This is a genomic window from Providencia lanzhouensis, from assembly GCF_050469745.1.
In the GTDB taxonomy this organism is placed as follows: domain Bacteria; phylum Pseudomonadota; class Gammaproteobacteria; order Enterobacterales; family Enterobacteriaceae; genus Providencia; species Providencia lanzhouensis.
The window spans coordinates 3,259,136-3,282,725 of record NZ_CP174123.1 but is presented as its reverse complement, the minus strand read 5'-3'; the positions used below and the strand labels follow the sequence as shown (position 1 = coordinate 3,282,725).

19 protein-coding genes are annotated in these 23,590 nt (G+C 43.7%); all 19 read left to right on the top strand.

Going from position 1 to position 23,590, the window contains the following annotated elements; genetic code table 11:
• Positions 1-125 precede the first annotated feature (125 nt).
• The 19 genes from tsf (at position 126) to ACIH2S_RS15330 (ending at position 23,518) form a co-directional block, all read left to right on the top strand.
• The gene (gene tsf / locus ACIH2S_RS15420; protein ID WP_036956353.1) at positions 126-977 is read left to right on the top strand and encodes a translation elongation factor Ts; all 852 of its coding nucleotides are present in this window, start codon (positions 126-128) and stop codon (positions 975-977) included.
• 206 nt (positions 978-1,183) lie between these two features.
• On the top strand, positions 1,184-1,912 hold the full coding sequence (pyrH, locus tag ACIH2S_RS15415; RefSeq protein WP_006814045.1) for a UMP kinase: 729 nt from the start codon (positions 1,184-1,186) through the stop codon (positions 1,910-1,912).
• Between the two features lie 108 nt (positions 1,913-2,020).
• Positions 2,021-2,578 (top strand): ribosome recycling factor, encoded by a 558-nt coding sequence (frr, locus tag ACIH2S_RS15410; RefSeq protein WP_036956356.1) that lies wholly within the window; start codon positions 2,021-2,023, stop codon positions 2,576-2,578.
• A gap of 149 nt (positions 2,579-2,727) precedes the next feature.
• A complete protein-coding gene (gene ispC / locus ACIH2S_RS15405; protein ID WP_108478499.1) occupies positions 2,728-3,921 on the top strand; it encodes a 1-deoxy-D-xylulose-5-phosphate reductoisomerase in 1,194 nt (397 codons plus the stop codon).
• Positions 3,922-4,102: 181 nt separating this feature from the next.
• Entirely contained in the window at positions 4,103-4,855 is a 753-nt protein-coding gene (gene uppS, locus ACIH2S_RS15400; RefSeq protein WP_036956360.1) for a polyprenyl diphosphate synthase, read from the top strand.
• Positions 4,856-4,861: 6 nt separating this feature from the next.
• Positions 4,862-5,728, top strand: a complete 867-nt coding sequence (gene cdsA, locus ACIH2S_RS15395; RefSeq protein ID WP_154599812.1) for a phosphatidate cytidylyltransferase — start codon at positions 4,862-4,864, stop codon at positions 5,726-5,728.
• A gap of 8 nt (positions 5,729-5,736) precedes the next feature.
• On the top strand, positions 5,737-7,089 hold the full coding sequence (gene rseP / locus ACIH2S_RS15390; protein WP_108478500.1) for a sigma E protease regulator RseP: 1,353 nt from the start codon (positions 5,737-5,739) through the stop codon (positions 7,087-7,089).
• Between the two features lie 41 nt (positions 7,090-7,130).
• Positions 7,131-9,551, top strand: a complete 2,421-nt coding sequence (bamA, locus tag ACIH2S_RS15385; protein WP_108478501.1) for an outer membrane protein assembly factor BamA — start codon at positions 7,131-7,133, stop codon at positions 9,549-9,551.
• Positions 9,552-9,638: 87 nt separating this feature from the next.
• A complete protein-coding gene (gene skp, locus ACIH2S_RS15380) occupies positions 9,639-10,133 on the top strand; it encodes a molecular chaperone Skp (RefSeq protein ID WP_036956365.1) in 495 nt (164 codons plus the stop codon).
• Between the two features lie 3 nt (positions 10,134-10,136).
• Positions 10,137-11,174 (top strand): UDP-3-O-(3-hydroxymyristoyl)glucosamine N-acyltransferase, encoded by a 1,038-nt coding sequence (gene lpxD / locus ACIH2S_RS15375; protein WP_108478502.1) that lies wholly within the window; start codon positions 10,137-10,139, stop codon positions 11,172-11,174.
• Positions 11,175-11,304: 130 nt separating this feature from the next.
• Positions 11,305-11,757 (top strand): 3-hydroxyacyl-ACP dehydratase FabZ, encoded by a 453-nt coding sequence (gene fabZ / locus ACIH2S_RS15370; protein WP_006658399.1) that lies wholly within the window; start codon positions 11,305-11,307, stop codon positions 11,755-11,757.
• A 1-nt stretch (position 11,758) separates the two neighbouring features.
• Positions 11,759-12,556 carry an acyl-ACP--UDP-N-acetylglucosamine O-acyltransferase gene (lpxA, locus tag ACIH2S_RS15365; protein ID WP_108478503.1) on the top strand — a complete coding sequence of 266 codons (798 nt, stop codon included), beginning with the start codon at positions 11,759-11,761 and terminating at the stop codon, positions 12,554-12,556.
• A 52-nt stretch (positions 12,557-12,608) separates the two neighbouring features.
• Entirely contained in the window at positions 12,609-13,763 is a 1,155-nt protein-coding gene (gene lpxB / locus ACIH2S_RS15360) for a lipid-A-disaccharide synthase (RefSeq protein WP_036956372.1), read from the top strand.
• Positions 13,763-14,353 (top strand): ribonuclease HII, encoded by a 591-nt coding sequence (gene rnhB, locus ACIH2S_RS15355; RefSeq protein WP_036956374.1) that lies wholly within the window; start codon positions 13,763-13,765, stop codon positions 14,351-14,353. The genes lpxB and rnhB overlap by 1 nt, the downstream gene beginning before the upstream one ends.
• Before the next feature lie 29 nt (positions 14,354-14,382).
• Positions 14,383-17,865: a DNA polymerase III subunit alpha gene (gene dnaE, locus ACIH2S_RS15350; protein WP_430247677.1), complete on the top strand. Its 3,483-nt coding sequence runs from the start codon at positions 14,383-14,385 to the stop codon at positions 17,863-17,865.
• A gap of 12 nt (positions 17,866-17,877) precedes the next feature.
• Positions 17,878-18,837 carry an acetyl-CoA carboxylase carboxyl transferase subunit alpha gene (gene accA, locus ACIH2S_RS15345; RefSeq protein ID WP_036956378.1) on the top strand — a complete coding sequence of 320 codons (960 nt, stop codon included), beginning with the start codon at positions 17,878-17,880 and terminating at the stop codon, positions 18,835-18,837.
• Between the two features lie 715 nt (positions 18,838-19,552).
• On the top strand, positions 19,553-21,574 hold the full coding sequence (locus tag ACIH2S_RS15340) for an inverse autotransporter beta domain-containing protein (RefSeq protein WP_430247676.1): 2,022 nt from the start codon (positions 19,553-19,555) through the stop codon (positions 21,572-21,574).
• Between the two features lie 42 nt (positions 21,575-21,616).
• A complete protein-coding gene (locus tag ACIH2S_RS15335) occupies positions 21,617-22,363 on the top strand; it encodes a ZirU family protein (RefSeq protein WP_349488016.1) in 747 nt (248 codons plus the stop codon).
• A 69-nt stretch (positions 22,364-22,432) separates the two neighbouring features.
• Positions 22,433-23,518: a hypothetical protein gene (locus ACIH2S_RS15330; RefSeq protein WP_108478506.1), complete on the top strand. Its 1,086-nt coding sequence runs from the start codon at positions 22,433-22,435 to the stop codon at positions 23,516-23,518.
• Positions 23,519-23,590 lie beyond the last annotated feature (72 nt).

Genomic DNA, 23,590 nt, shown 5'->3' with positions numbered 1-23,590 from the left:
AGCCCTTATTAACCAGGTATTGCTATATATTGGTTAGAAGGGGCCTACTTAGGCCCCTTTTGTCTCTGTGAATCAGAATTATCCTTGTGGGAAAGTCCCGTGAGGCATATCGAGGAATAAATCACATGTCTGGAATTACCGCTGCATTGGTAAAAGAACTGCGCGAACGTACTGGCGCAGGTATGATGGAATGTAAAAAAGCATTAGTTGAAGCTAACGGCGACATCGAATTAGCAATCGACAACATGCGTAAATCAGGTCAAGCGAAAGCCGCTAAAAAAGCAGGTCGTGTTGCTGCTGAAGGCGTTATCCTGACTGAAGTTTTCAACGACGGTAAAACTGGTGCGCTGATCGAACTGAACTGCGAAACTGACTTCGTTGCTAAAGATGCTGGTTTCTTAGCATTCGGTAAAGAAGTTTTAGCTTCTGTTGTTGCTGATAAAAACGCTGACATCGACGCTCTGAAAGCAAAATTCGAAGAAGCTCGTACAGCTTTAGTTGCGAAAATTGGTGAAAACATCAATATCCGTCGCGTTGCTATTCTGGAAGGCGCACAAGTAGGTAGCTACCTGCACGGCGCTCGTATCGGTGTTCTGGTTGCTGGCGAAGGCGCAGATGAAGAACTGCTGAAACACATCGCTATGCACATTGCTGCAAGCAAGCCAGAATATGTGACTCCAGAAAACGTTCCAGCTGACGTTGTTGCTCACGAGCACCAAATTCAGTTAGACATCGCTATGCAATCTGGTAAACCACGCGAAATCGCTGAAAAAATGGTTATCGGTCGCATGAACAAATTCACTGGCGAAATCTCTCTGACTGGCCAGCCTTTCGTAATGGATCCAAGCAAATCTGTTGGTGACTTACTGAAAGAAAAAGGTGCTAACGTAACTAACTTCATCCGCTTTGAAGTTGGTGAAGGTATCGAGAAAGTTGAAACTGACTTCGCAGCAGAAGTTGCTGCAATGAGCAAGTAATCAACGAAAAGGGCCGCCGATTGGCGGCCTTTCTTTAATACACTGCATATTTCAAGCTGCATGCATTCGCCTCCTTTGGTGTAGCGACTCAACTTCCTGCAACTTGAACTATTTTTGTGTAGCATTCTGTATCAAATACATTTTTCGGCATATAGAGCGAGATTCTATATGTATGACTCCAATAATGACCTGTTAGGACACAACTCATGGCAACCAATGCAAAACCCGTTTATCAGCGTATTCTGCTTAAACTAAGTGGCGAGGCTCTACAAGGTGCAGAAGGTTTTGGTATCGATGCTAGCGTTTTAGATCGTATGGCTCAGGAAATCAAAGAACTTATAGAACTGGGTATACAGGTCGGTGTGGTTATTGGTGGTGGTAACTTGTTCCGTGGTGCCGGTCTGGCACAAGCAGGCATGAACCGCGTTGTTGGTGACCATATGGGTATGCTGGCAACCGTGATGAATGGTCTGGCAATGCGTGATGCGCTGCACCGTGCATACGTAAACGCAAGACTGATGTCTGCAATTCCACTCAATGGTGTGTGTGACAACTACAGCTGGGCTGAAGCTATCAGCTTACTGCGTCACGGCCGTGTGGTTATCTTCTCTGCGGGAACAGGAAATCCATTCTTCACAACGGACTCAGCAGCTTGCTTACGCGGTATTGAAATTGAAGCTGATGTTGTACTGAAAGCCACAAAAGTTGATGGCGTTTACTCGTCAGATCCTGCCAAAGATCCTGATGCCGTTCTGTATGAAAACCTGAATTATCAAGAAGTTCTTGAGCGTGAATTGAAAGTTATGGATTTAGCTGCATTTACGCTAGCACGCGATCACAACCTGCCAATTCGTGTTTTCAACATGAATAAGCCAGGTGCATTACGCCGTGTTGTGATGGGTGAAAACGAAGGAACTCTGATTTCTCACAATTAATACTCAGAGACATGACCTGAGTTTGAATGTATTATCTAACATAAATTCAGACAATTTAAGCGAGGCTGCTTTGCGGCCTTTAATAACAAGTTCTTAAGGGTTGATAACGTGATTAACGAAATCCAAAAAGATGCTCAAGACCGTATGGAAAAGAGCCTTGAAGCACTAAAAAGTCAAATCAGCAAAGTTCGTACTGGCCGCGCTTCTCCAAGCCTGTTAGACGGCATCTCTGTTGAATATTACGGTTCAGCAACGCCTTTGCGTCAATTAGCTAACGTGACTGTTGAAGATTCACGTACATTAGCAATTTCTGTTTTTGACCGTAGCATGTCACCTGCAATTGAAAAAGCGATCATGGCGTCTGACTTAGGTCTGAACCCATCTTCAGCAGGTACTGTTATCCGCGTTCCACTTCCTCCATTAACGGAAGAGCGTCGTAAAGACTTAATCAAAGTGGTTCGTGGTGATGCTGAGCAAGGTCGTATCGCAATTCGTAACGTCCGCCGTGACGCGAACGATAAAGTTAAAGCTTTACTGAAAGACAAAGAAATCAGTGAAGATGACGAGCGCCGTTCACAGGATGACATCCAAAAGCTGACTGATAACTTCATCAAAAAAGTGGATGAAGCATTAGCTCAGAAAGAAGCGGAGCTGATGGAGTTTTAATCCATCTTGATAATAAAGCCATCTGAACACATTTTTTAAAAGTGTGCTTTAGCATGGCTTTATTATTTATCATTTCTATTAAACAATCCTTTCTTATCGCTAAGCTGATATAATCTCAGTATTGAATTAATACAGAGTATCTGATCACTATGAAACGTCTTACTATCCTGGGTTCTACAGGTTCAATCGGTACAAGTACACTTTCTGTTGTTCGTCAAAATCCTGATAAATTCCAAATTCTTGCATTAGTCGCAGGTAAAAACGTGACTGAGATGGCAAGTCAATGCCTTGAATTTAATCCTAAATATGTCTCAATGGCTGACGAAAGCGCAGCGAAAGCATTACGCACTATTTTGACGGAAAATAACTGCAAAACAGAAGTTTTATCCGGTACAGAATCCGCTATTGAACTTGCTGGATTAGATGATGCGGATCAAGTGATGTCTGCTATTACTGGCGTGGCGGGGTTACTCCCAACGTTGTCAGCAATCCGCAAAGGGAAAAGAATATTATTAGCGAATAAAGAGTCTTTGATCACCAGTGGCCGTTTATTCTTTAATGCGATTCGAGAGCACCAAGCGACAGTTTTCCCGATCGATAGCGAGCATAATGCGATTTTTCAAAGCTTACCTGAAGAAATTCAATTGAATTTAGGCTTTGCCGATCTGACGGCTTCAGGAATTTCCAGCATCGTATTAACAGGGTCTGGCGGACCATTTAGAGATACACCTTTATCTTATTTTGACCAAGTGACACCTGATGAGGCATGTAATCATCCTAACTGGTCAATGGGTCGCAAAATCTCAGTAGATTCCGCGACTATGATGAATAAAGGTCTAGAATATATCGAGGCCTGCTATTTCTTTAATGCGAACGAAAAGCAGATGGAAGTGATTATTCACCCTCAATCTGTGATCCACTCTATGGTTCGTTACCGTGATGGGAGTGTTATCGCCCAGTTAGGAACACCGGACATGCGTACACCAATTTCGTACAGCATGGCCTATCCTCAGCGTATTATGTCGGGTGCTAAACCATTGGATTTCACTACGTTATCTTCGCTGACTTTTGTGGAGCCTGATTACCAACGTTATCCTTGCCTGAAACTGGCTATCGATGCATGTCACCAAGGGCAAGCGGCGACGACTGTATTAAATGGTGCGAATGAAATCACTGTCGGTGCATTCTTAGAAGAGAAAATTCGCTTTACGGATATTGCAAAAATCAATCACAAGATTATGGATAAATTAGATTTTTCGGAACCCACGTCTATTGATGAGGTCTTAGAAATCGATGCTTGTGCTCGTCGTGAAGCAGCTCAGCTAATTGCTCAAGAATTTTAATCTTGATATGTGATTTATTTAGTTGCTGATAACTATAATATATCTTTAATATGTGGCGTGTTGAGAATAGAAAGCTTATCAACAATAAGCATATTAAGGATGTGTCTTATCAGCAATTATAATCATAAGAGTTATGATTGAGCCGGATTTCCCAAGTAGTACAGACAAGGATTAACATTTAATGAACTCTAGTGGTGAAAATCTCTCTGATTCTATGATGCCTAAGCATGTTGCCATCATTATGGATGGTAATGGGCGATGGGCAAAACAGAGAGGAAAATTCAGAATTACTGGTCATCGAGCAGGTGTTGAATCTGTACGTAGTTCTGTGCGTTTTGCAGTAAAGAATAATATTCGTTCCCTGACACTTTACGCATTCAGCAGTGAAAATTGGAAAAGACCAGAAAAAGAAGTCAGTTCGTTGATGGATCTGTTTGTTTTTGCATTAGATAATGAAGTCAAAAACCTGCATAAAAATAACGTAAAACTGAAAATTATTGGTGATGTTAGTCGCTTTAGTGAAACCTTAAGAAAAAGAATTGATAAAGCGGAAGCATTAACAGCAGGTAACACCGGTTTACAGCTGAATATTGCCGCTAACTACGGTGGACGCTGGGATATTGTAAATAGCGTTAAACAAGTTTATGAAAAAGTGAGTCGTGGTGAGTTATCTATTGATGACGTAACTGAAAGTACGATTAGCGACCATGTTTGTATGCATGACCAAGAGTGTGTTGATTTGGTGATCCGTACAGGTGGAGAACATCGCATTAGTAATTTCTTGTTATGGCAGGTTGCTTATGCGGAATTTTATTTCACCAACGTTTTATGGCCAGATTTTGATGAAATGGTGTTTCAGGATGCAGTCGATGCTTTTAGCAAGCGAGAACGGCGCTATGGTGGAGCAGAATCAGATGACGAACTCGTCAAATAAAAGGGGATGGATGTGCTGAAGTATCGTTTACTCACTGCGGTGATTTTAATTCCAATTGTTATTGCTGCACTTTTTTTACTGTCCCCAGCAAATTTCGGTTTAGTGGTGATAGCTGTCTGTGCGTTGGGCGCATGGGAATGGGCTCAATTTGCTGGATGGCATTCACAAACTAAACGCATCGGTTTAGCGGTTGTATTTGCGGCGGTATTACTCGCAATTCAATTCTCTTTACCAGACATGACCGCTCTTTCAAGTTCTCCGTTTATTTTATATAGCCTATGGGCGGGTTTAATCTGGTGGATTGCCGCCATTTTATTGGTTGTGACATACCCAGCCTCTGCCTCATGGGGTAAATCGGTCATCATTCGCTTACTGTTTGGTGTATTAACTATCGTGCCTTTCTATAGCGGCATGATGGTATTAAGAACCATTGGTTACCAAGCAGATACCTCTGTAGGGGCATGGTGGCTGCTCTACGTTATGTTATTGGTATGGGGTGCAGACTCCGGTGCTTATGCGTTTGGACGTACTATTGGTCGCAATAAAATGGCACCAAAAGTTTCTCCAGGTAAAACATGGGAAGGGTTAATCGGTGGTTTAATTACCGCTGGAATTATCTCATGGTTATTTAGCTTATATGCGCCAATCCCAGCAATGCCAGATTATTTACTAGTGACTTCAATTATTGTTGTTGTAGTATCTGTGTTTGGTGACTTAACAGAGAGTATGTTTAAGCGCCAATCCGGTATTAAAGACAGTAGTCATTTAATTCCAGGTCACGGTGGAATACTCGATAGAATTGATAGCCTAACTGCGGCAATCCCTGTATTTGCAGGGCTGAATTTGTTAGTTTTTAACGGTTTTGGTCTTTAGGAAGATTAATGGGATTTATTTGGAGCTTAGCGGCGTTTATTATTGCGATTGGTGTGCTGATTACGGTGCACGAATTTGGGCATTATTGGGTCGCGCGCCGTTGCGGTGTTTATGTTGAAAAGTTCTCTATAGGGTTTGGTAAAACGCTATGGCGTAAAGTCGATAAACATGGGACAGAGTTTGTTTTAGCGCTGATCCCGCTTGGTGGCTACGTCAAAATGCTCGATGAGCGTGTTGGTGAAGTAAGCCCAGAACGCCGTCATTTAGCTTTCAATAATAAGACTGTTGGACAACGTGCCGCCATTATTAGCGCGGGGCCTCTTGCGAACTTTTTGCTTGCTATTGTTGTCTACTGGATTGTCTTTATGATTGGGATTCCATCTGTTCGCCCAGTCATTGATAGCATTAAGCCAAATTCCATTGCTGCTGAGGCAAATTTTGAGCCTCAGATGGAACTAAAATCGATAGACGGTATCGAAACACCTGATTGGAATTCAGTTCGTTTAGCGCTAGTGAGTAAAATTGGTGATAGGGAATTTACTGCACAAGTTTTACCTCAAGGATATAATGAACCGGTTTCTAAAACAGTGGATTTAAGCGCATGGCAGTTTGACCCTGAAAAGCAGGATCCTATTTTATCAATAGGGATTATGCCAGTGTCTGCGAAGGTTGACCCTGTCATCCATAAAGTGACGGAAGGCTTAGCGGGCGAGCGCGCCGGTTTAAAACCGGGAGATAGAATTATTAGTGTCAACGGAGAGCTACTGGATACTTGGAATCCAGTGACGAGAATAATCCGAAATAATCCGGGGACACCATTAAAATTAGCCGTGCAACGTGATTCGACATTGATTGATTTAACCTTGGTTCCTGATGTTCAGGAAGGTAAAAAAGGTGAGCGTTTTGGCGTTGCAGGTGTCGAACTAACTGTATTACCGTTAGCTGATGAATATAAAATGGTGCAGCAATACAACCCTGTATCTGCACTGTTTCAAGCTAGCGACAAGACTTGGCAGTTGATGAAACTGACAGTCAATATGATGGGTAAACTGGTTGTTGGGGATGTCAAACTCAATAACTTGAGCGGGCCGGTATCTATCGCAAAAGGTGCGGGGGTTTCGGCGGAGTCAGGCTTGGTATATTATCTGATGTTTATTGCGCTGATTAGCGTGAACTTAGGCATCATCAATCTATTTCCATTGCCTGTGTTAGATGGGGGGCACTTACTCTTCTTATTAATTGAAAAAATTAAAGGGAGTCCAGTGTCTGAGCGAGTACAAGACTTTAGTTTTCGAATTGGTGCAATGGCATTGATTCTGTTAATGGGACTTGCACTTTTTAATGATTTCTCTCGCTTCTAATTTTGTAAGCTTGGGACCAGTAAGGAATACGCATAACAACGATGGCGATGAAAAAGTTGCTCATAGCGTCGCTGCTTTTAGGTAGCGCCACTGCATACGGTTCAGACGGATTCGTAGTTAAAGACATTCGTTTCGAAGGTCTACAACGCGTCGCCGTTGGTGCAGCATTATTGAACATGCCTGTCAGGGTCGGGGATTCAATCGATAACGAAGATATCAGTCGTTCGATTCGTTCGCTATTCTCTACAGGTAACTTCGAAGATGTTAGGGTCCTGCGTGATGGAAATACGCTGATCGTTCAAGTTAAAGAACGACCAACCATCGCGAGTATCACTTTTACAGGTAACAAATCTGTAAAAGATGACATGCTAAAGCAGAACTTGGAAGCATCCAATGTCCGTGTGGGTGAAGCATTAGACCGCACTAAAATTGCGAATATTGAAAAAGGTTTAGAGGACTTTTATTACAGTGTTGGTAAATACAACGCGACAGTAAAAGCGGTGGTCACGCCATTACCACGTAACCGCGTGGATTTAAAATTTGTGTTCTCTGAAGGCGTGTCTGCAAAAATCCAGCAGATCAACATTGTGGGTAATAAAAACTACTCAACAGCGGAATTGGTGAATAAGCTCCAATTACGTGACGATGTGCCATGGTGGAACCTGGCGGCTGACCAAAAATATCAAAAACAAAAATTGGCGGGTGACTTAGAAACCCTGCGCAGTTTCTACCTTGATCGTGGTTATGCACGTTTCAATATCGACTCAACGCAAGTGAGTCTGACACCGGACAAGAAAGATATCTACATTACGATTAATGTCACTGAAGGAGATCAATATAAGATTTCTGGCGTGGACGTTAATGGTAATACGGCAGAGCATTTAGCGGATATCCAAGAGCTGATCACTATTACACCAGGTGAGTTATACAATGGTGCGCAAGTGACTCAGATGGAAAACCAAATTAAAGACCTGTTTGGTCGTTATGGTTACGCTTATCCGCGCGTAATGACTCAGCCTGAAATTAATGACGCTGATAAGACAGTTAAGCTGCATGTTAACGTTGATGCAGGTAACCGTTTCTATGTTCGCCAAATTCGTTTCCAAGGCAATGATACCAGTAAAGATTCCGTTTTACGCCGTGAAATGCGCCAAATGGAAGGTGCTTGGTTAGGTAACGATTTAGTTGAATTAGGTAAAGAGCGTCTGAACCGTACTGGTTTCTTCGAAACTGTTGATGTTGAAACTCAGCGCATTCCGGGTAGCCCAGACCAAGTTGATGTTATCTATAAGGTTAAAGAACGTAACACTGGTTCAATGAACTTTGGTGTTGGTTTCGGTACTGAAAGTGGCGTTAGCTTCCAAGTTGGTGTAACTCAGGATAACTGGTTGGGTACAGGTAATGCGGTTGGTATTAACGCGAGCCGAAATGACTACTCAACAAACGTAGAGTTTTCAATGACAGACCCTTACTTCACTGTAAACGGTGTGAGTCTGGGTGGACGTATTTTCTATAACGACTTTAGTGCGAAAGATGCGGACTTATCTGGCTATAACAACAAAACGTATGGTTTAGATAGCACATTAAGCTTCCCATTCAATGAAAATAACTCCTTCCGTATTGGTGCGGGTTATGTTCATAACGACCTGTCTGACATGCGTGCGCAAGCTGCAATGTGGGACTATTTGGATTCTATGGGTGAACATCCAGAAATTACCAAAAATGGTCGTAACAAAGAAAGCTTCAGAGCAGATGACTTTACACTGAACTTAGGTTGGACGTATAACTCCTTAAACCGTGGTTTCTTCCCAACATCGGGTAACAAAACCAGCGTTTCAGGTAAAATTACTGTCCCAGGTTCTGATAACGAATACTACAAACTGCGTTTTGATACTGCCCAATACCTCCCATTGAATGATGATGAAACATGGGTTGTGTTAGGTCGCGCGCAGGCGGGCTATGGTGATGGTATTGGTAGCAAACAAATGCCATTCTATGAGAACTTCTATGCAGGGGGTTCTAGCACTATCCGTGGTTTCCGTTCTAACAACATTGGTCCAAAGGCAGTTTATCTTGTAAAAGATCCTGTTACTGGAAAAGGAAAACCTGAAGCAGGTAGTCCATCCAGCGATGCGGTTGGTGGTAACGCGATGTATGCAGGTTCATTTGAGCTGATTACACCAACGCCATTTATCGATGAGAAGTATGCGAATACGATCCGTACATCTCTGTTTGTAGATGCGGGAACCGTATGGGATACCAACTGGAACAGTATTAACCCAGCATGGCGTGCAGGTATGCCTGACTACGGTACAGCAACTAACGTCCGTGTTTCTACGGGTATTGCTTTACAGTGGATTTCGCCACTTGGGCCTCTGGTCTTCTCCTATGCGCAACCTATCAAGGATTACGAAGGCGACAAATCAGAACAGTTCCAATTTAATATTGGTAGAACTTGGTAATAATTCAGTCTCTATCGAAATCAGCCCTCATAAAATAATGAGGGCTACCAAAATTTCCAGCCATAAGAATGGGTTAAGGAGTTTAGTGTGAAAAAATTGTTGTGTGCAGCGGGTGTAAGTATTGCTTTAGCAATGTCTGCGGGTGCGTATGCTGAAAAAATCGCTATCGTTAATGTTGGCGAAGTTTTCCAGAACATGCCTGCTCGTGAAGCCGTTGCTAAACAGCTTGAGAGTGAATTCAAAAGCCGTGCTACTGAACTGCAGAATCTGGAAAAAGATCTGCAATCACGCGTAGAAAAACTGCGTCGTGACGGCGCGACTATGAGCACTAGCGATCGTGAAAAGCAGGAAAAAGAATTAATCACTAAACGTGACCAGTTCGCTGAGAAAGCTCAGAAATTTGAAGAAGACAATCGTCGTCGTCAAGCTGAAGAGCGTAATAAAATCCTGAGCCGTATCCAAGATTCTATTAAATCTGTTGCAGCGAAAGAAGGCTATGATGTTGTTATCGATGCAAACGCAGTTGCGTATGCAAAAGATGGTATCGATATCACCAGTCAGGTTCAAAAACAGGTTAAATAATAGATGTCTTCAATTCGATTAGCTGACCTTGCTCAGCAGTTGAATGCACAGTTACACGGTGATGGCGATATCGTCATCACCGGTATTGCACCGATGTATTCAGCGAATAATCAGCAGATTACTTTTTTATCTGATAGCCGTTACAGCGATAAGTTGGCAGATTGCCAAGCTGCTGCTGTGGTATTAACTGAAAAAGATCTGAGTGCTTGTAAGGTTGCTGCACTGGTTGTAGATAATCCTTACCTTGCTTATGCGCACATGGCGCAAATTATGGATACCACTCCAGCCCCTGCTGAGAATATCCATGCGTCAGCGGTCATTGCTGATGATGCCCAGCTTGGTCAGAATGTCGCAATTGGCGCGAATGCCGTTATCGAAAGTGGCGTTGTGCTAGGTGATAACGTTGTGATTGGTGCAGGTTGTTTTATTGGTAAAAATACCCGCATTGGTGCAGGCACCCGTTTATGGGCGAATGTCAGTGTTTACCATCATGTTGAGATTGGGGAAAGTTGCTTAATCCAGTCAGGCACAGTGATCGGTTCTGATGGCTTTGGTTATGCCAATGATCGTGGTAATTGGATCAAGATCCCACAATTAGGTACCGTGATCATCGGATCTCGTGTTGAGATCGGTGCGTGTACAACAATTGACCGTGGCGCATTAGATAACACAGTCATTGGCAATGGCGTTATCATCGATAACCAATGCCAAATTGCGCACAATGTAACAATAGGCGATAATACCGCAGTTGCGGGTGGCGTCATTATGGCTGGTAGTTTAAAAATCGGTCGCTATTGTATGATTGGCGGAGCCAGTGTTATCAATGGTCATATGGAAATCTGTGACAAGGTTACCGTAACAGGTATGGGAATGGTCATGCGACCAATTACTGAGCCAGGAGTTTACTCTTCCGGTATTCCTTTACAGCCGAATAAAGCATGGCGTAAAACCGCAGCTTTAGTCTTAAGCATCAATGAGATGAATAAGCGTCTAAAAACACTTGAACGTGAATTAGATAGCCAAAATCAAAAAAATCAGTAATTATTTGGTAATTCAAGCTAAAATAGTTTCTTGAGTTACATTTTTTCCGGCCTGCCTGTTAACTCGCTATTGAGTTAAAGCGGGCCGATTCATTAATTAAATAGTATTAATAGACAGGAAGAGTATTTCGATGAGTGATAATCATACTCTGAATATAGAAGAAATCTTAGAACTACTTCCGCACCGTTACCCATTCCTTTTGGTTGACCGTGTATTGGATTTTGAAGAAGGTAAATCTTTGCGCGCGGTAAAGAACGTCTCTTTTAACGAGCCATTCTTTCAGGGACATTTCCCTAGCAAACCAATTTTCCCAGGTGTTTTAATTTTAGAAGCAATGGCTCAGGCTACGGGTATCCTTGCATTTAAAAGCGTAGGCAAACTTGAACCTGGCGAGCTGTATTATTTTGCAGCGATTGATAACGCACGCTTTAAACGTCCAGTTCTGCCAGGAGATCAAATGATCCTGGAAGTTGAATTTATCAAAGAACGTCGCGGTGTTGCACGTTTTAAAGGTGTAGCAAAAGTTGATGGAGAAGTGGCCTGCGAAGCAGAAATGATGTGCGCCCGTCGTCGTGAGGTCTGATATGATTGACAAAACTGCCTATGTTCATCCCTCATCTATTGTAGAAGATGGAGCTGTTATTGGTGCCAATGTACGCATTGGTCCTTTTTGCTATATCGGCGCTAATGTTGAAATTGGTGAAGGTACTGAGCTGAAATCTCACGTTGTTGTAAACGGACACACGAAAATTGGTCGTGACAACGTTATTTTTCAATTTGCTTCGATTGGTGAAATTAACCAAGACCTGAAATACCAAGGTGAGCCAACTCGCGTTGAGATTGGCGACCGTAACCGCATCCGTGAAAGTGTGACTATCCACCGTGGAACCACACAAGGCGGTGACCTAACTAAAATTGGTAATGATAACTTACTGATGGTTAACGTCCATATTGCGCATGACTGCATCATTGGTAACCGCTGTATTATCGCGAATAACGGAACGTTAGGTGGTCACGTCACTCTTGGTGATTTCGCTATTATTGGTGGCATGACCGCGGTGCATCAATTCTGTCAGATTGGTGCGCACGTAATGGTCGGTGGATGCTCTGGTGTTGCACAAGACGTACCTCCATACGTTATTGCACAGGGCAACCATGCAACTCCATTTGGTTTAAACCTTGAAGGTTTAAAACGCCGTGGTTTTGAAAAAGAATCTCTGCACGCTATTCGTAACGCCTACAAAACGTTATACCGCTCAGGGAAGTCTTTGGAAGAAGCACGTGAAGAAATTGCTGAAATGGCAAAAACTGACGAACACGTCAAAGTATTTAGTGATTTCTTAGAAGACTCAGCACAATCTAAGCGCGGAATTATTCGTTAATTTTTGCTGCTGCAGATGAATACAAGAAAAGGCCTTTAATAAGGAGCGAATTTTGGTGAATAGCAACCGCCCACTTACTATTGGCCTTGTTGCCGGAGAAACCTCTGGTGATATCTTAGGCGCAGGACTTATCCGCGCCTTAAAACAACAAGTCCCCAATGCCCGTTTTGTCGGTGTTGCAGGTCCTCTCATGCAAGCAGAAGGTTGTGAAGCTTGGTATGAAATGGAAGAGCTCGCCGTCATGGGGATTGTTGAAGTCCTTGGTCGTTTACCTCGTTTATTATCCATCCGTAAAGATTTAACTCAGCGTTTTACTGAGTTACAACCTGATGTGTTTGTTGGCATTGATGCGCCTGATTTCAATATCACCCTTGAAGGTCGCTTAAAATCAAAAGGCATTAAAACCATTCATTATGTCAGCCCATCTGTTTGGGCATGGCGCCAAAAGCGCGTATTCAAAATTGGTCGTTCCACAAATTTAGTCTTAGCATTTCTCCCATTTGAGAAAGCATTTTATGACCGTTTTGATGTCCCTTGCCGTTTTATTGGGCACACCATGGCGGATTCAATCCCCTTAAACCCTGATAAACAGGCTGCGCGTGAACGTTTAAATATCCCCGTAACTGCAAAATGTTTAGCATTGTTACCAGGAAGTCGCCATTCTGAAGTCGAAATGCTTAGCGCTGATTTCTTAAAAACCGCTACACTATTAAGTAGCCACTTTGCCGATCTACATATTGTCGTGCCTCTGGTAAATCAGAAACGCCGCCAGCAATTCGATGAAATAAAACAACAGGTTGCTCCAGAGTTGAATGTCCATATTTTGGATGGACAGGCTCGCGATGCAATGACCGCAGCAGATGCGACATTACTTGCTTCTGGCACCGCGGCCTTAGAATGTATGCTAACCAAATGCCCAATGGTAGTGGGTTATCGCATGAAGCCTTTCACATTCTGGCTTGCCAAGCGCTTAGTCAAAACGCCTTATGTTTCTTTGCCAAATTTATTGGCAGGGAAAGAAATCGTGAAAGAATTACTCCAAGAAGAGTGCCAGCCACAGCAGCTTGCAGACCAGTTACTTCCATTGTTGGAAGGCGGAGAGCAAGTAGACGCGCTGAAGGAAACTTTCTTACAATTGCATCAACTGATTCGTTGTGATGCAGACCAACAAGCCGCTGATGCTGTATTAGATTTGGTTAGAAAATAATGGAATTTATATACCCGAAAGCCAACTTAATTGCTGGCGTTGATGAAGTGGGGCGTGGACCTTTAGTGGGCGCTGTAGTGACTGCAGCGGTTATTTTAGATCCTAATAACCCAATAGCAGGACTTGCTGACTCGAAAAAACTTAGCGAAAAAAAGCGTGAAAAGTTGTTCGATGAGATCAAAGAAAAAGCACTGTGTTGGTGCATTGGCCGTGCAGAACCTGAGGAAATTGACCAACTCAACATATTGCATGCGACTATGTTGGCAATGCAAAGAGCGGTAGAAGGCCTTTCAATTCAACCAGAATTCGTCTTAGTGGATGGCAACCGCTGCCCTAAATTGACCATGCCATCACAGGCTGTTGTCAAAGGTGATAGTTTAGTCCAAGAGATCAGCGCTGCATCAATTCTGGCTAAAGTGATTCGAGATAGAGAAATGGTCGAGCTTGATAAAGCTTTCCCTGAATATGGTTTTGCGAAACACAAAGGCTACCCTACAGCGTATCATTTAGAAAAATTAGCTGAGTTTGGCGCTACCGAATTTCACCGTAAAAGCTTCGCGCCTGTAAGACGTGCGTTAGACATTAAATAGTCGGCATAAGAAAAATAGGTATAAAGTTAATGGCTTCTCCTCGTTTTATTCATCTACGTGTTCACAGTGACTACTCCATGATTGATGGGCTGGCGAAAACCGCTCCATTAGTGAAAAAAGTCGCCGCCATGGGCATGCCTGCATTTGCCATCACGGATTTTACTAACCTTTGTGGGTTAGTGAAGTTTTATGGTGCGGCTCATGGTGCAGGTATCAAGCCGATCATTGGGGCTGATTTTTATATGGAAAGTGAGCAACTTGGTGATGAGGTTGCTCACTTAACGGTTCTGGCTCGCAACAACGAAGGCTATCAAAACCTCACCTTACTCATCTCCGAAGCTTACCAAAAAGGTTATGGCGCAATTGGTCCCACGATTCATCGTGACTGGCTCGTCAAACATAAAGAGGGTTTGCTCCTGCTATCAGGCGGTCGAAAAGGGGATGTGGGGCAGTTTTTACTCCGCGGTAACCAAGCACTAGTGGATGAAAGTTTAGCGTTCTACCAAACCCACTTTCCTGATGCTTACTATCTTGAGCTTATTCGTACTGGGCGACCTGATGAAGAGAGCTACCTACATGCTGCTGTCGAATTAGCAACTCAGCGTGGTCTGCCTGTAGTGGCTACCAACGATGTCTGTTTCATTGAAAGCAGCGATTTTGATGCCCATGAAATTCGTGTCGCTATTCATGATGGATTCACGTTAGCCGATCCGAAGCGTCCAAAAAATTATAGTCCTCAGCAATACTTACGTACTGAAGAAGAGATGTGCGAGCTGTTTGCCGACATCCCTGAAGCATTAGAAAATAGTGTAGAGATTGCTAAGCGCTGTAACGTCACTATTCGTCTTGGTGAATATTTTCTACCGAAATTCCCGACAGGGGATATGGAAACGGAAGACTTTCTGGTCATGCGTTCAAAAGAAGGTCTGGAAGAGCGCCTCAAATTCCTATTCCCAGATGAAAAAGTCCGAGCAGAAAGACGCCCTGAATATGATGAACGTTTAGAAATCGAACTCAACGTTATCAACCAAATGGGATTCCCTGGCTACTTCTTGATCGTAATGGAGTTTATCCAGTGGTCGAAAGATAACGGTGTTCCTGTTGGTCCAGGGCGAGGCTCAGGTGCGGGCTCTTTAGTGGCTTATGCACTAAAAATCACTGACTTAGACCCACTTGAACTTGACCTGCTGTTTGAGCGTTTCTTGAACCCTGAGCGGGTTTCAATGCCAGACTTCGACGTTGACTTCTGCATGGAAAAACGTGACCAAGTTATTGATCACGTTGCTCAAATGTATGGTCGGGACGCGGTATCCCAGATCATTACCTTTGGTACGATGGCAGCAAAAGCCGTTATTCGTGACGTGGGACGCGTACTGGGGCACCCTTATGGTTTCGTTGACCGAATTTCTAAACTGGTTCCCCCTGACCCGGGAATGACCCTTGAAAAAGCTTTTGAAGCAGAACCGCAGCTGCCTGAAATTTATGAGGCAGATGAAGAGGTTAAAGCGCTAATCGATATGGCGCGTAAGCTTGAAGGGGTAACACGTAACGCCGGTAAGCACGCCGGTGGGGTAGTTATTGCACCAACTAAAATTACGGATTTTGCACCGCTCTATTGCGATGCTGAAGGTAATAACCCCGTTACACAATTCGATAAAAACGATGTCGAATATGCTGGCTTGGTAAAATTCGACTTCCTTGGTCTGCGTACGCTGACCATTATTAACTGGGCATTGGAGATGATCAATGCCCGTCGAGCCAAGAAAAATTTAGAGCCGATTGATATTGCAGCTATTCCTTTACAGGATAAGAAAAGCTTCGACATGTTGCAGCGTTCGGAAACCACGGCGGTATTCCAATTAGAATCCCGAGGAATGAAGGATCTGATTAAACGCCTGCAACCTGACTGTTTTGAAGATATGATCGCTCTGGTGGCGTTATTCCGCCCAGGTCCGCTGCAATCGGGGATGGTAGATAACTTTATCGACCGTAAACATGGTCGTGAAGAGATCTCATATCCTGATGTAAATTGGCAGCACGAATCATTAAAACCTGTTCTAGAGCCAACTTATGGTATTATCCTATACCAAGAACAGGTTATGCAGATTGCTCAGGTTTTAGCCGGTTATACCCTCGGTGGCGCGGATATGTTGCGTCGTGCGATGGGTAAAAAGAAACCTGAAGAAATGGCAAAACAGCGCTCCGTTTTTGAGGAAGGTTCCATCAAAAACGGGGTAGATGGTGAGTTGTCGATGAAAATCTTTGACTTGGTGGAAAAATTCGCCGGTTATGGATTTAACAAATCACACTCCGCAGCCTACGCGCTGGTCTCGTACCAAACACTATGGCTAAAAGCCCACTATCCGTCTGAATTTATGGCTGCAGTAATGACTGCGGATATGGATAACACGGAAAAAGTAGTCGGGCTGGTAGATGAATGTTGGCGTATGGGCTTGAAAGTATTGCCACCAGATATCAATAGTGGGTTATATCACTTCCATGTGAATGATGAAGGTGAGATAGTTTACGGCATCGGCGCAATTAAAGGCGTTGGTGAAGGCCCAATCGAAGCGATTATTGAAGCTCGCCAACAAGGCGGGATCTTTAAAGAAATTTTCGATCTGTGTGCTCGAGTGGATATTAAAAAGATTAACCGCCGTGTGATGGAAAAGCTGATCATGGCAGGGGCATTCGATCATTTAGGTCCTCACCGAGCGGCACTGATGTCATCCCTTGAAGACGCATTAAAAGCGGCGGATCAGCATGCGAAAGCAGAAGCTATCGGGCAAGGGGATATGTTTGGAGTGCTTGCTGAAGCCCCTGAGCAGGTTGAAAGTTCTTACGCGAGTGTGCCGAAGTGGCCTGAGCAAGTCGTGCTAGAAGGTGAGCGCGAAACTTTGGGTCTCTATTTGACAGGCCACCCAATAACGCGATACTTAAGTGAGATAGAGCGTTATACAAATGGTTTGAGATTGAAAGATGTGAACCCAACCCCTCGTGGTCAAGTGACAACTGTGGTAGGTTTAGTGCTCTCTGCCAAAGTGATCACAACCAAACGTGGAAACCGAATTGGGATTTGCACGCTCGATGATCGTTCCGGTCGTCTGGATATTATGTTATTTTCAGATGCGCTGGATAAATACCAACATATGTTGGAAAAAGACAATATTTTAATTGCCACCGGTCAGGTCAGCTTTGATGATTTCAATGGTGGTAATAAAATGACAGTGCGCGAATTGATGGATATCGGAGAAGCAAGGGAAAAGTATGCGCGCGGCCTTGCAATTTCACTGTCCGATAAACAGATTAACGATCAATTACTGAATCGGCTTCGTAATGCGCTTGAACCTCACCGTTCAGGCACGATACCGGTTCACTTGTATTATCAGAAGGATGATGCCAGAGCTAAGCTTAAGTTTGGCGTTGTTTGGCGTGTAACACCCGTGGATCCCCTTCTGAACGACCTTCGAACTCTGCTGGGTAGTGAGCAGGTAGAATTAGAATTTGACTAAAATAGGAATATTATGAGTCTGGACTTTCTTGATTTTGAACAGCCGATTGCTGAATTAGAGGCGAAAATCGATTCCCTAACTGCAGTTAGCCGTCAAGATAACAACTTAGAAGTCAACCTGGATGAAGAGGTTGCTCGTTTACGTGAAAAAAGTGTTGAACTGACACGTAAGATTTTCTCTGATCTGGGGGCTTGGCAAATTGCTAAACTCGCTCGTCACCCACGTCGTCCATACTCTTTGGATTACATTTCTCGCATTTTTACAGATTACCAAGAATTAGCGGGTGATCGTGCGTATGCCGATGACAAAGCGATTATTGGTGGTTTAGCTCGTTTAGATGGGCGCCCTGTGATGGTTATTGGTCATCAAAAAGGTCGTGAAACGAAAGAGAAAATTCGCCGCAACTTTGGTATGCCAGCACCAGAAGGCTACCGTAAAGCACTGCGTCTGATGGAAATGGCTGAGCGTTTTAACCTGCCAATTATTACGTTTATCGATACACCGGGTGCATATCCGGGTGTTGGTGCAGAAGAGCGCGGTCAATCCGAAGCGATTGCGCGTAACTTACGTGAAATGTCTCGCTTATCCGTTCCGGTGATCTGTACCGTGATCGGTGAAGGCGGTTCAGGTGGCGCATTAGCGATTGGTGTGGGTGATAAAGTGAATATGCTGCAATACAGCACTTATTCCGTTATCTCACCAGAAGGTTGTGCATCTATTCTGTGGAAAAGTGCTGATAAAGCACCATTAGCGGCTGACGCAATGGGCATTACAGCACCTCGCTTAAAAGAGCTGAAGCTGATTGATAGCGTGATCCCTGAACCTCTGGGCGGCGCTCATCGTAATTACGATGAAATTGCGGAATCTCTGAAAGCACAAATCACGCAAGACTTGAATGAGTTAGAAACTCTGGATGAAGAAGCATTGAAAAATCGTCGTTATCAACGTCTGATGGGATATGGTTACTGCTAATTAGCTAACCTATTAAGTGTAATCCAGCCTATTTTGAAACGGGAGTCGGTTTAGCCAGCTCCCGTTTTTTATGGCTCATACTTTAGTTTTCATTTTTATTAATCAATGTTCATAACCTTAATTATCCAAAGTGCTATATTCAAAAATCAGTATTAAAAAATAGAATGTTTTTTAATACCTCGCTTATTTGATTTTTAAACTTCAATATTCAAAATATTTCCCTCACTTCTATTTTTAACGTTATTCATTTAATTTTATTAATTTAATATTCTAATAATATAAATATCCGTCGTGATAAATCTTTCATTCCAAAATATTCCACAAAGAAAACGTTATCTGAATACGCCAGTAAGAGCTTTCATGCGTAAGTCGCGAGGGTATGCTACCAGCGCATATCACCAGTAACGCTCAGTTTGATGGAACAAACCAGTGTAATCTATCCCAGTAGGTAATAAATTATCGTTCCTTAATTAACTTTACTCTTTGTTACTTCATATTTAATCCCAATAAATCCGTTTTTATTATTAATCTAGACATATAAATTCTATCCCGAAACAAAATAGCAATAATGATTATGGTGCTTCTTTCGTTATTTAAATCACAGGGTAACTACACTGTTTAATTTAGATGACCAGTATTTATTCGTCTGCTATTAACAATGGAAATATACCCATTATGAAAAAACACCTTAAAGGAAAGCATAAAGGATAGAACAATGTTTTTTGGTATTAACCGCTACAGCATCAAATCATTTCGGATGCGTTTATTACTTTCCATTTTACTACCCGCATCCATCATGCCAGTCGGCTCAGTATTTGCTACCGGATTGACGAGTAAGGAGGAACGAAAAAAACTAAATCAAACGCGTACATCTCATAGTGCTTTTGAAAACCTACTTACAGAAGATGAAATTGATATTTCGAGTACACACTCTGTAAAGACAGCAGACAAAAATACGACTGGAAACAGGTTGACTGACGAACAGGATAGCCAGATACAGAATTGGTTGTCTCGTACCGCCCCTAACTTTTTTGTGGCTATGAATACAGAAAGTGCCGAATCGTACCTTTCCAGACAAGCCAAGAATATGGCAGTTAGCGAGGCCTCATCCGCAGTGGAAAGTTGGCTGAATCAGTTTGGTACAGCCCAGATTGGCGTACAGCCGGGAGATAAGTTATCACAGATCTCCGTATCCGCTGACATGTTGTTGCCTCTATATCAGAGTCCTGACTGGCTAGTATTTGCCCAATTCGGTGGTCGAAACCTTGATGATCGTACCACCCTGAACTTAGGTGCTGGGGTTCGTCGATTCAGTGACCAATGGATGTATGGAGTAAACACTTTTTACGACATTGATGTTACCGGTAATAATCGTCGAGCGGGTATTGGGGGAGAGTTATGGTCCGATTACCTGCATTTATCTGCCAATGGTTATCTGCGACTCAATAGCTGGCATCAGTCACGGGACTTTGCTGACTACGATGAACGACCTGCCAACGGGTTTGATATCGCCGCCAGTGGCTGGTTACCGTCTTATCCACAGCTCGGCGGCAAGCTGAAATATGAACAATATTTTGGCGATGAAGTGGCACTGAAAGGCAAAGATAGCCGCAGTAAGGCGCCAAAAGCGATGACGATGGGAGTGAATTATACGCCTTTCCCATTAGTGACTTTCGGTGCTGATTGGCGCAAAGGAAAGGGAATGAATGAACTTCAGCTTCAGGCGCAGCTTAACTATTCATTCGGCGTGCCATGGAAGGAACAAATCACATCCGCTGCGGTGGCGAACCTGCGTACACTCCCGAGCAACCGGATGGCACTGGTTGAGCGTAATAACCACATCGTACTTGAGTATCAAAAACAAGAGCTTATCAGCCTCATTCTGCCGCAAGTCATCCGCGGTCGTGGTGCAAGCCTACAGTTAGTGAACGCGATTTTGAAAGCAAAATACGGTGCTGATCGCGTGGAATGGGGAATGCTGACAGAATTTTCAGCCAAAGGTGGGAAAACGCAGTCTGTTGGCAAAAACTTGACTGCTTGGCAGATGCGCTTACCTGCTTGGCAAGCGGGTTCTACCAATACTTATACCTTGAGCGCGAGAGCATGGGATGGAAAGGGGAATGCGTCAAAACTGGTCTATGTAAAGGTCATTGTAGATGCAGGACTTTCTACCCGCCACTCCAGCCTGACGGTAGGTGCAGGCACACTGAATGTTTCTGAGTCTGACACATTGACTTTGACAGTGCGAGATGACCAAAACGCACCAATGACGGGATTGGCTTCAGCTATTCAGCTGCCATTTACTTTTACGACGCACAAAGGCGGACCATCCCTGCCATCTTCACAAAGTGGCGTTAAGTTGGCTGCATTGAAAGAAACTGCACCCGGAGTTTACACCACTGCAATAACCGCCGGAAATCTTCCCGGGACCCTCACTTTTAATCCACAGGTAGAGGGGATCAGTATGGCTCCGATGGTGGTAGAAGTGATGGCTGCACCAGTGGGAATACAAATCTTTCGTAACGGCACTGCCATGAAAGGGAGTCCAGTGGTTGGCGATGTACTGACAGCAACGCCTGATTGCCGAGTTAACTGCATTCTACCGACTGCTTGGCAGTGGGAAGTGGAGACAACTCAAGGGTCAGGACAGTATCAAGCAATAAACGGCGCTACCGCCATGACATACACCGTTACAGCAGATATGCAAAAGCGCAAGTTGCGCGTAACAGCACAATAAATACACCCATAGGGTATTTTTAAAATAAAAGGTAACAATTTGATGAGTAACAATAAGCAAACAATCCCAATGATCCGCCAAGGCCAATTATCTATTCTGATTACTGGCGCAGTTCTGAGCATGGCTGTCAGTACGTCAGCCCTCGCTGCCTCAATTACCTCCTCTGAGACGCAATCAGTTATCGGTCATGCACCAGTACTGTCAGCCGGTTCTGTTAAAGCGACTGACGTTAATGGTGACGGTGTGTTAGGAGAGGGAGATAAATTGACGGCATCAGGTTTTAACTTCAGCGATGCGGATGGCGATAAGCAGACAACTACTGTCTATGAATGGTTTGACGGTAATAATGCCATTAGAGGCACGACGGGTGATTCGCTGACACTGACAGCTGCATTGCTGGGGAAAACTATCACGGTTAAAGCGGTTACAAATACTGATTCTGCGATTACTGAGCCATCAGTGAGTATACCCGTGGCAGCGGCAACTTACATCGATATCAATAACACCCCAGTATCTGGCGGTCAAGGGATCCCAACCGTGGGTGGCAACATTGTGAAATCGGTCACCATCTCAGGTCTATCGGGGGCTCGACCACTAGTCGGTGATAAGCTGAAGGCTGATGTCACCTGTCACGGTACCTGTGATAGCAATCTGACTTACCAGTGGCAGATTGAGAAGTCTGTGAATTCGGGTACATATGAAGATATCGCGTCAGCAACTGCGCAGGAGTACACCGTTAAGGGTACTGAGCAAAAACGAAAAATTAAAGTTGTTGTTTCTAACAAATAATCATTATGAACCGCAGCGGAATAATTCCGTTGCGGTGTTTTTGCGACAACAGAAGAGGATATGCATGAAATGGCGGTTAGGACAAAAATTAACTTTCTTATTCGTTTGATAACGTTGACTGCAGGGCTGGTCATCGGAGAAGGCGTGTTTGCTTCTGTGGTCGAGGTTGCTGCAAAAACACTGCCTGTCATCGGGCATGAACCCGTAGTCAGTGAGGTTAAATTTGATAAAACTGAACCTACTGTCAATGATAAGGTAACAGCTATCCCAACCATTACCGATATGGATAATGACTCGACGGAAGCCACAAAGTATCAGTGGAAATTGGATGGTGTTGATATTTCAGGCGCTACGCAAAGAAGCTATACACTGGTACCGGGCGATGGTAACGGAAAGACGCTGTCTGTGGTGGTAACACCGCAGACAGATCCGAAAATCACTGAGCCTGCAATAGGCGCCACGTTTACGTCATCAACCATTACCACTAAAGGGCTGGCACCAGAGGCTCGTGATGTGAAAATTGATGGCACACCAGAGGTAGGGCAGGTGCTGAGTGGAATGTATGACTACCACGATGCGGATGGTTCGAGCGACCTCGAGAATACTTCAACTAACGGTGGTACTAGCTTTAAGTGGCTCTGTTCCCGCAGCAGCAATACACAAATTCTGGCGACGACTAAAACCTATACCATAAAAGATGCCGATGTAGGGTGCACCATTTCTTTTAACGTCACTCCTCGCGCACTAAGTGGTGCGCCGAATACGGGGGTGGAAGCTCAATCGAATAAAGTCACAATAAAGAAAACACTGGAGTCATCGAAAATAGGAATATTTAATGGTAACCAAATAGGGATGCGTTCCGGATATGGATATAATATGGAGATAGATTATGCGCACCTTGGTTATGGTCAGCCTAAGTCAATAAGCACCAATGAATACCGTAAAGGTAAGGGTAATTTACATCACTCAAAGCGTTATTATATTGGTGGTCAAACTGGGACTTATTCACCAGTAACTGATGATGGCAGTTCGATTAAGTTTGGGACTAATGCAGTTAGCAGTATTGGAGACACTATTTCTATTTATATCGTCATTGAGTTTGAAAACGGAAACACGATAGGCGGTACATCGCCTGATATAGAACTGAAGGGATGATGTTTCATTGTAGTGGTCACGTTAATTTTTCTTCCCCGCTTCGGCGGGGTTTTTCTTTCTCACAAAGTATAT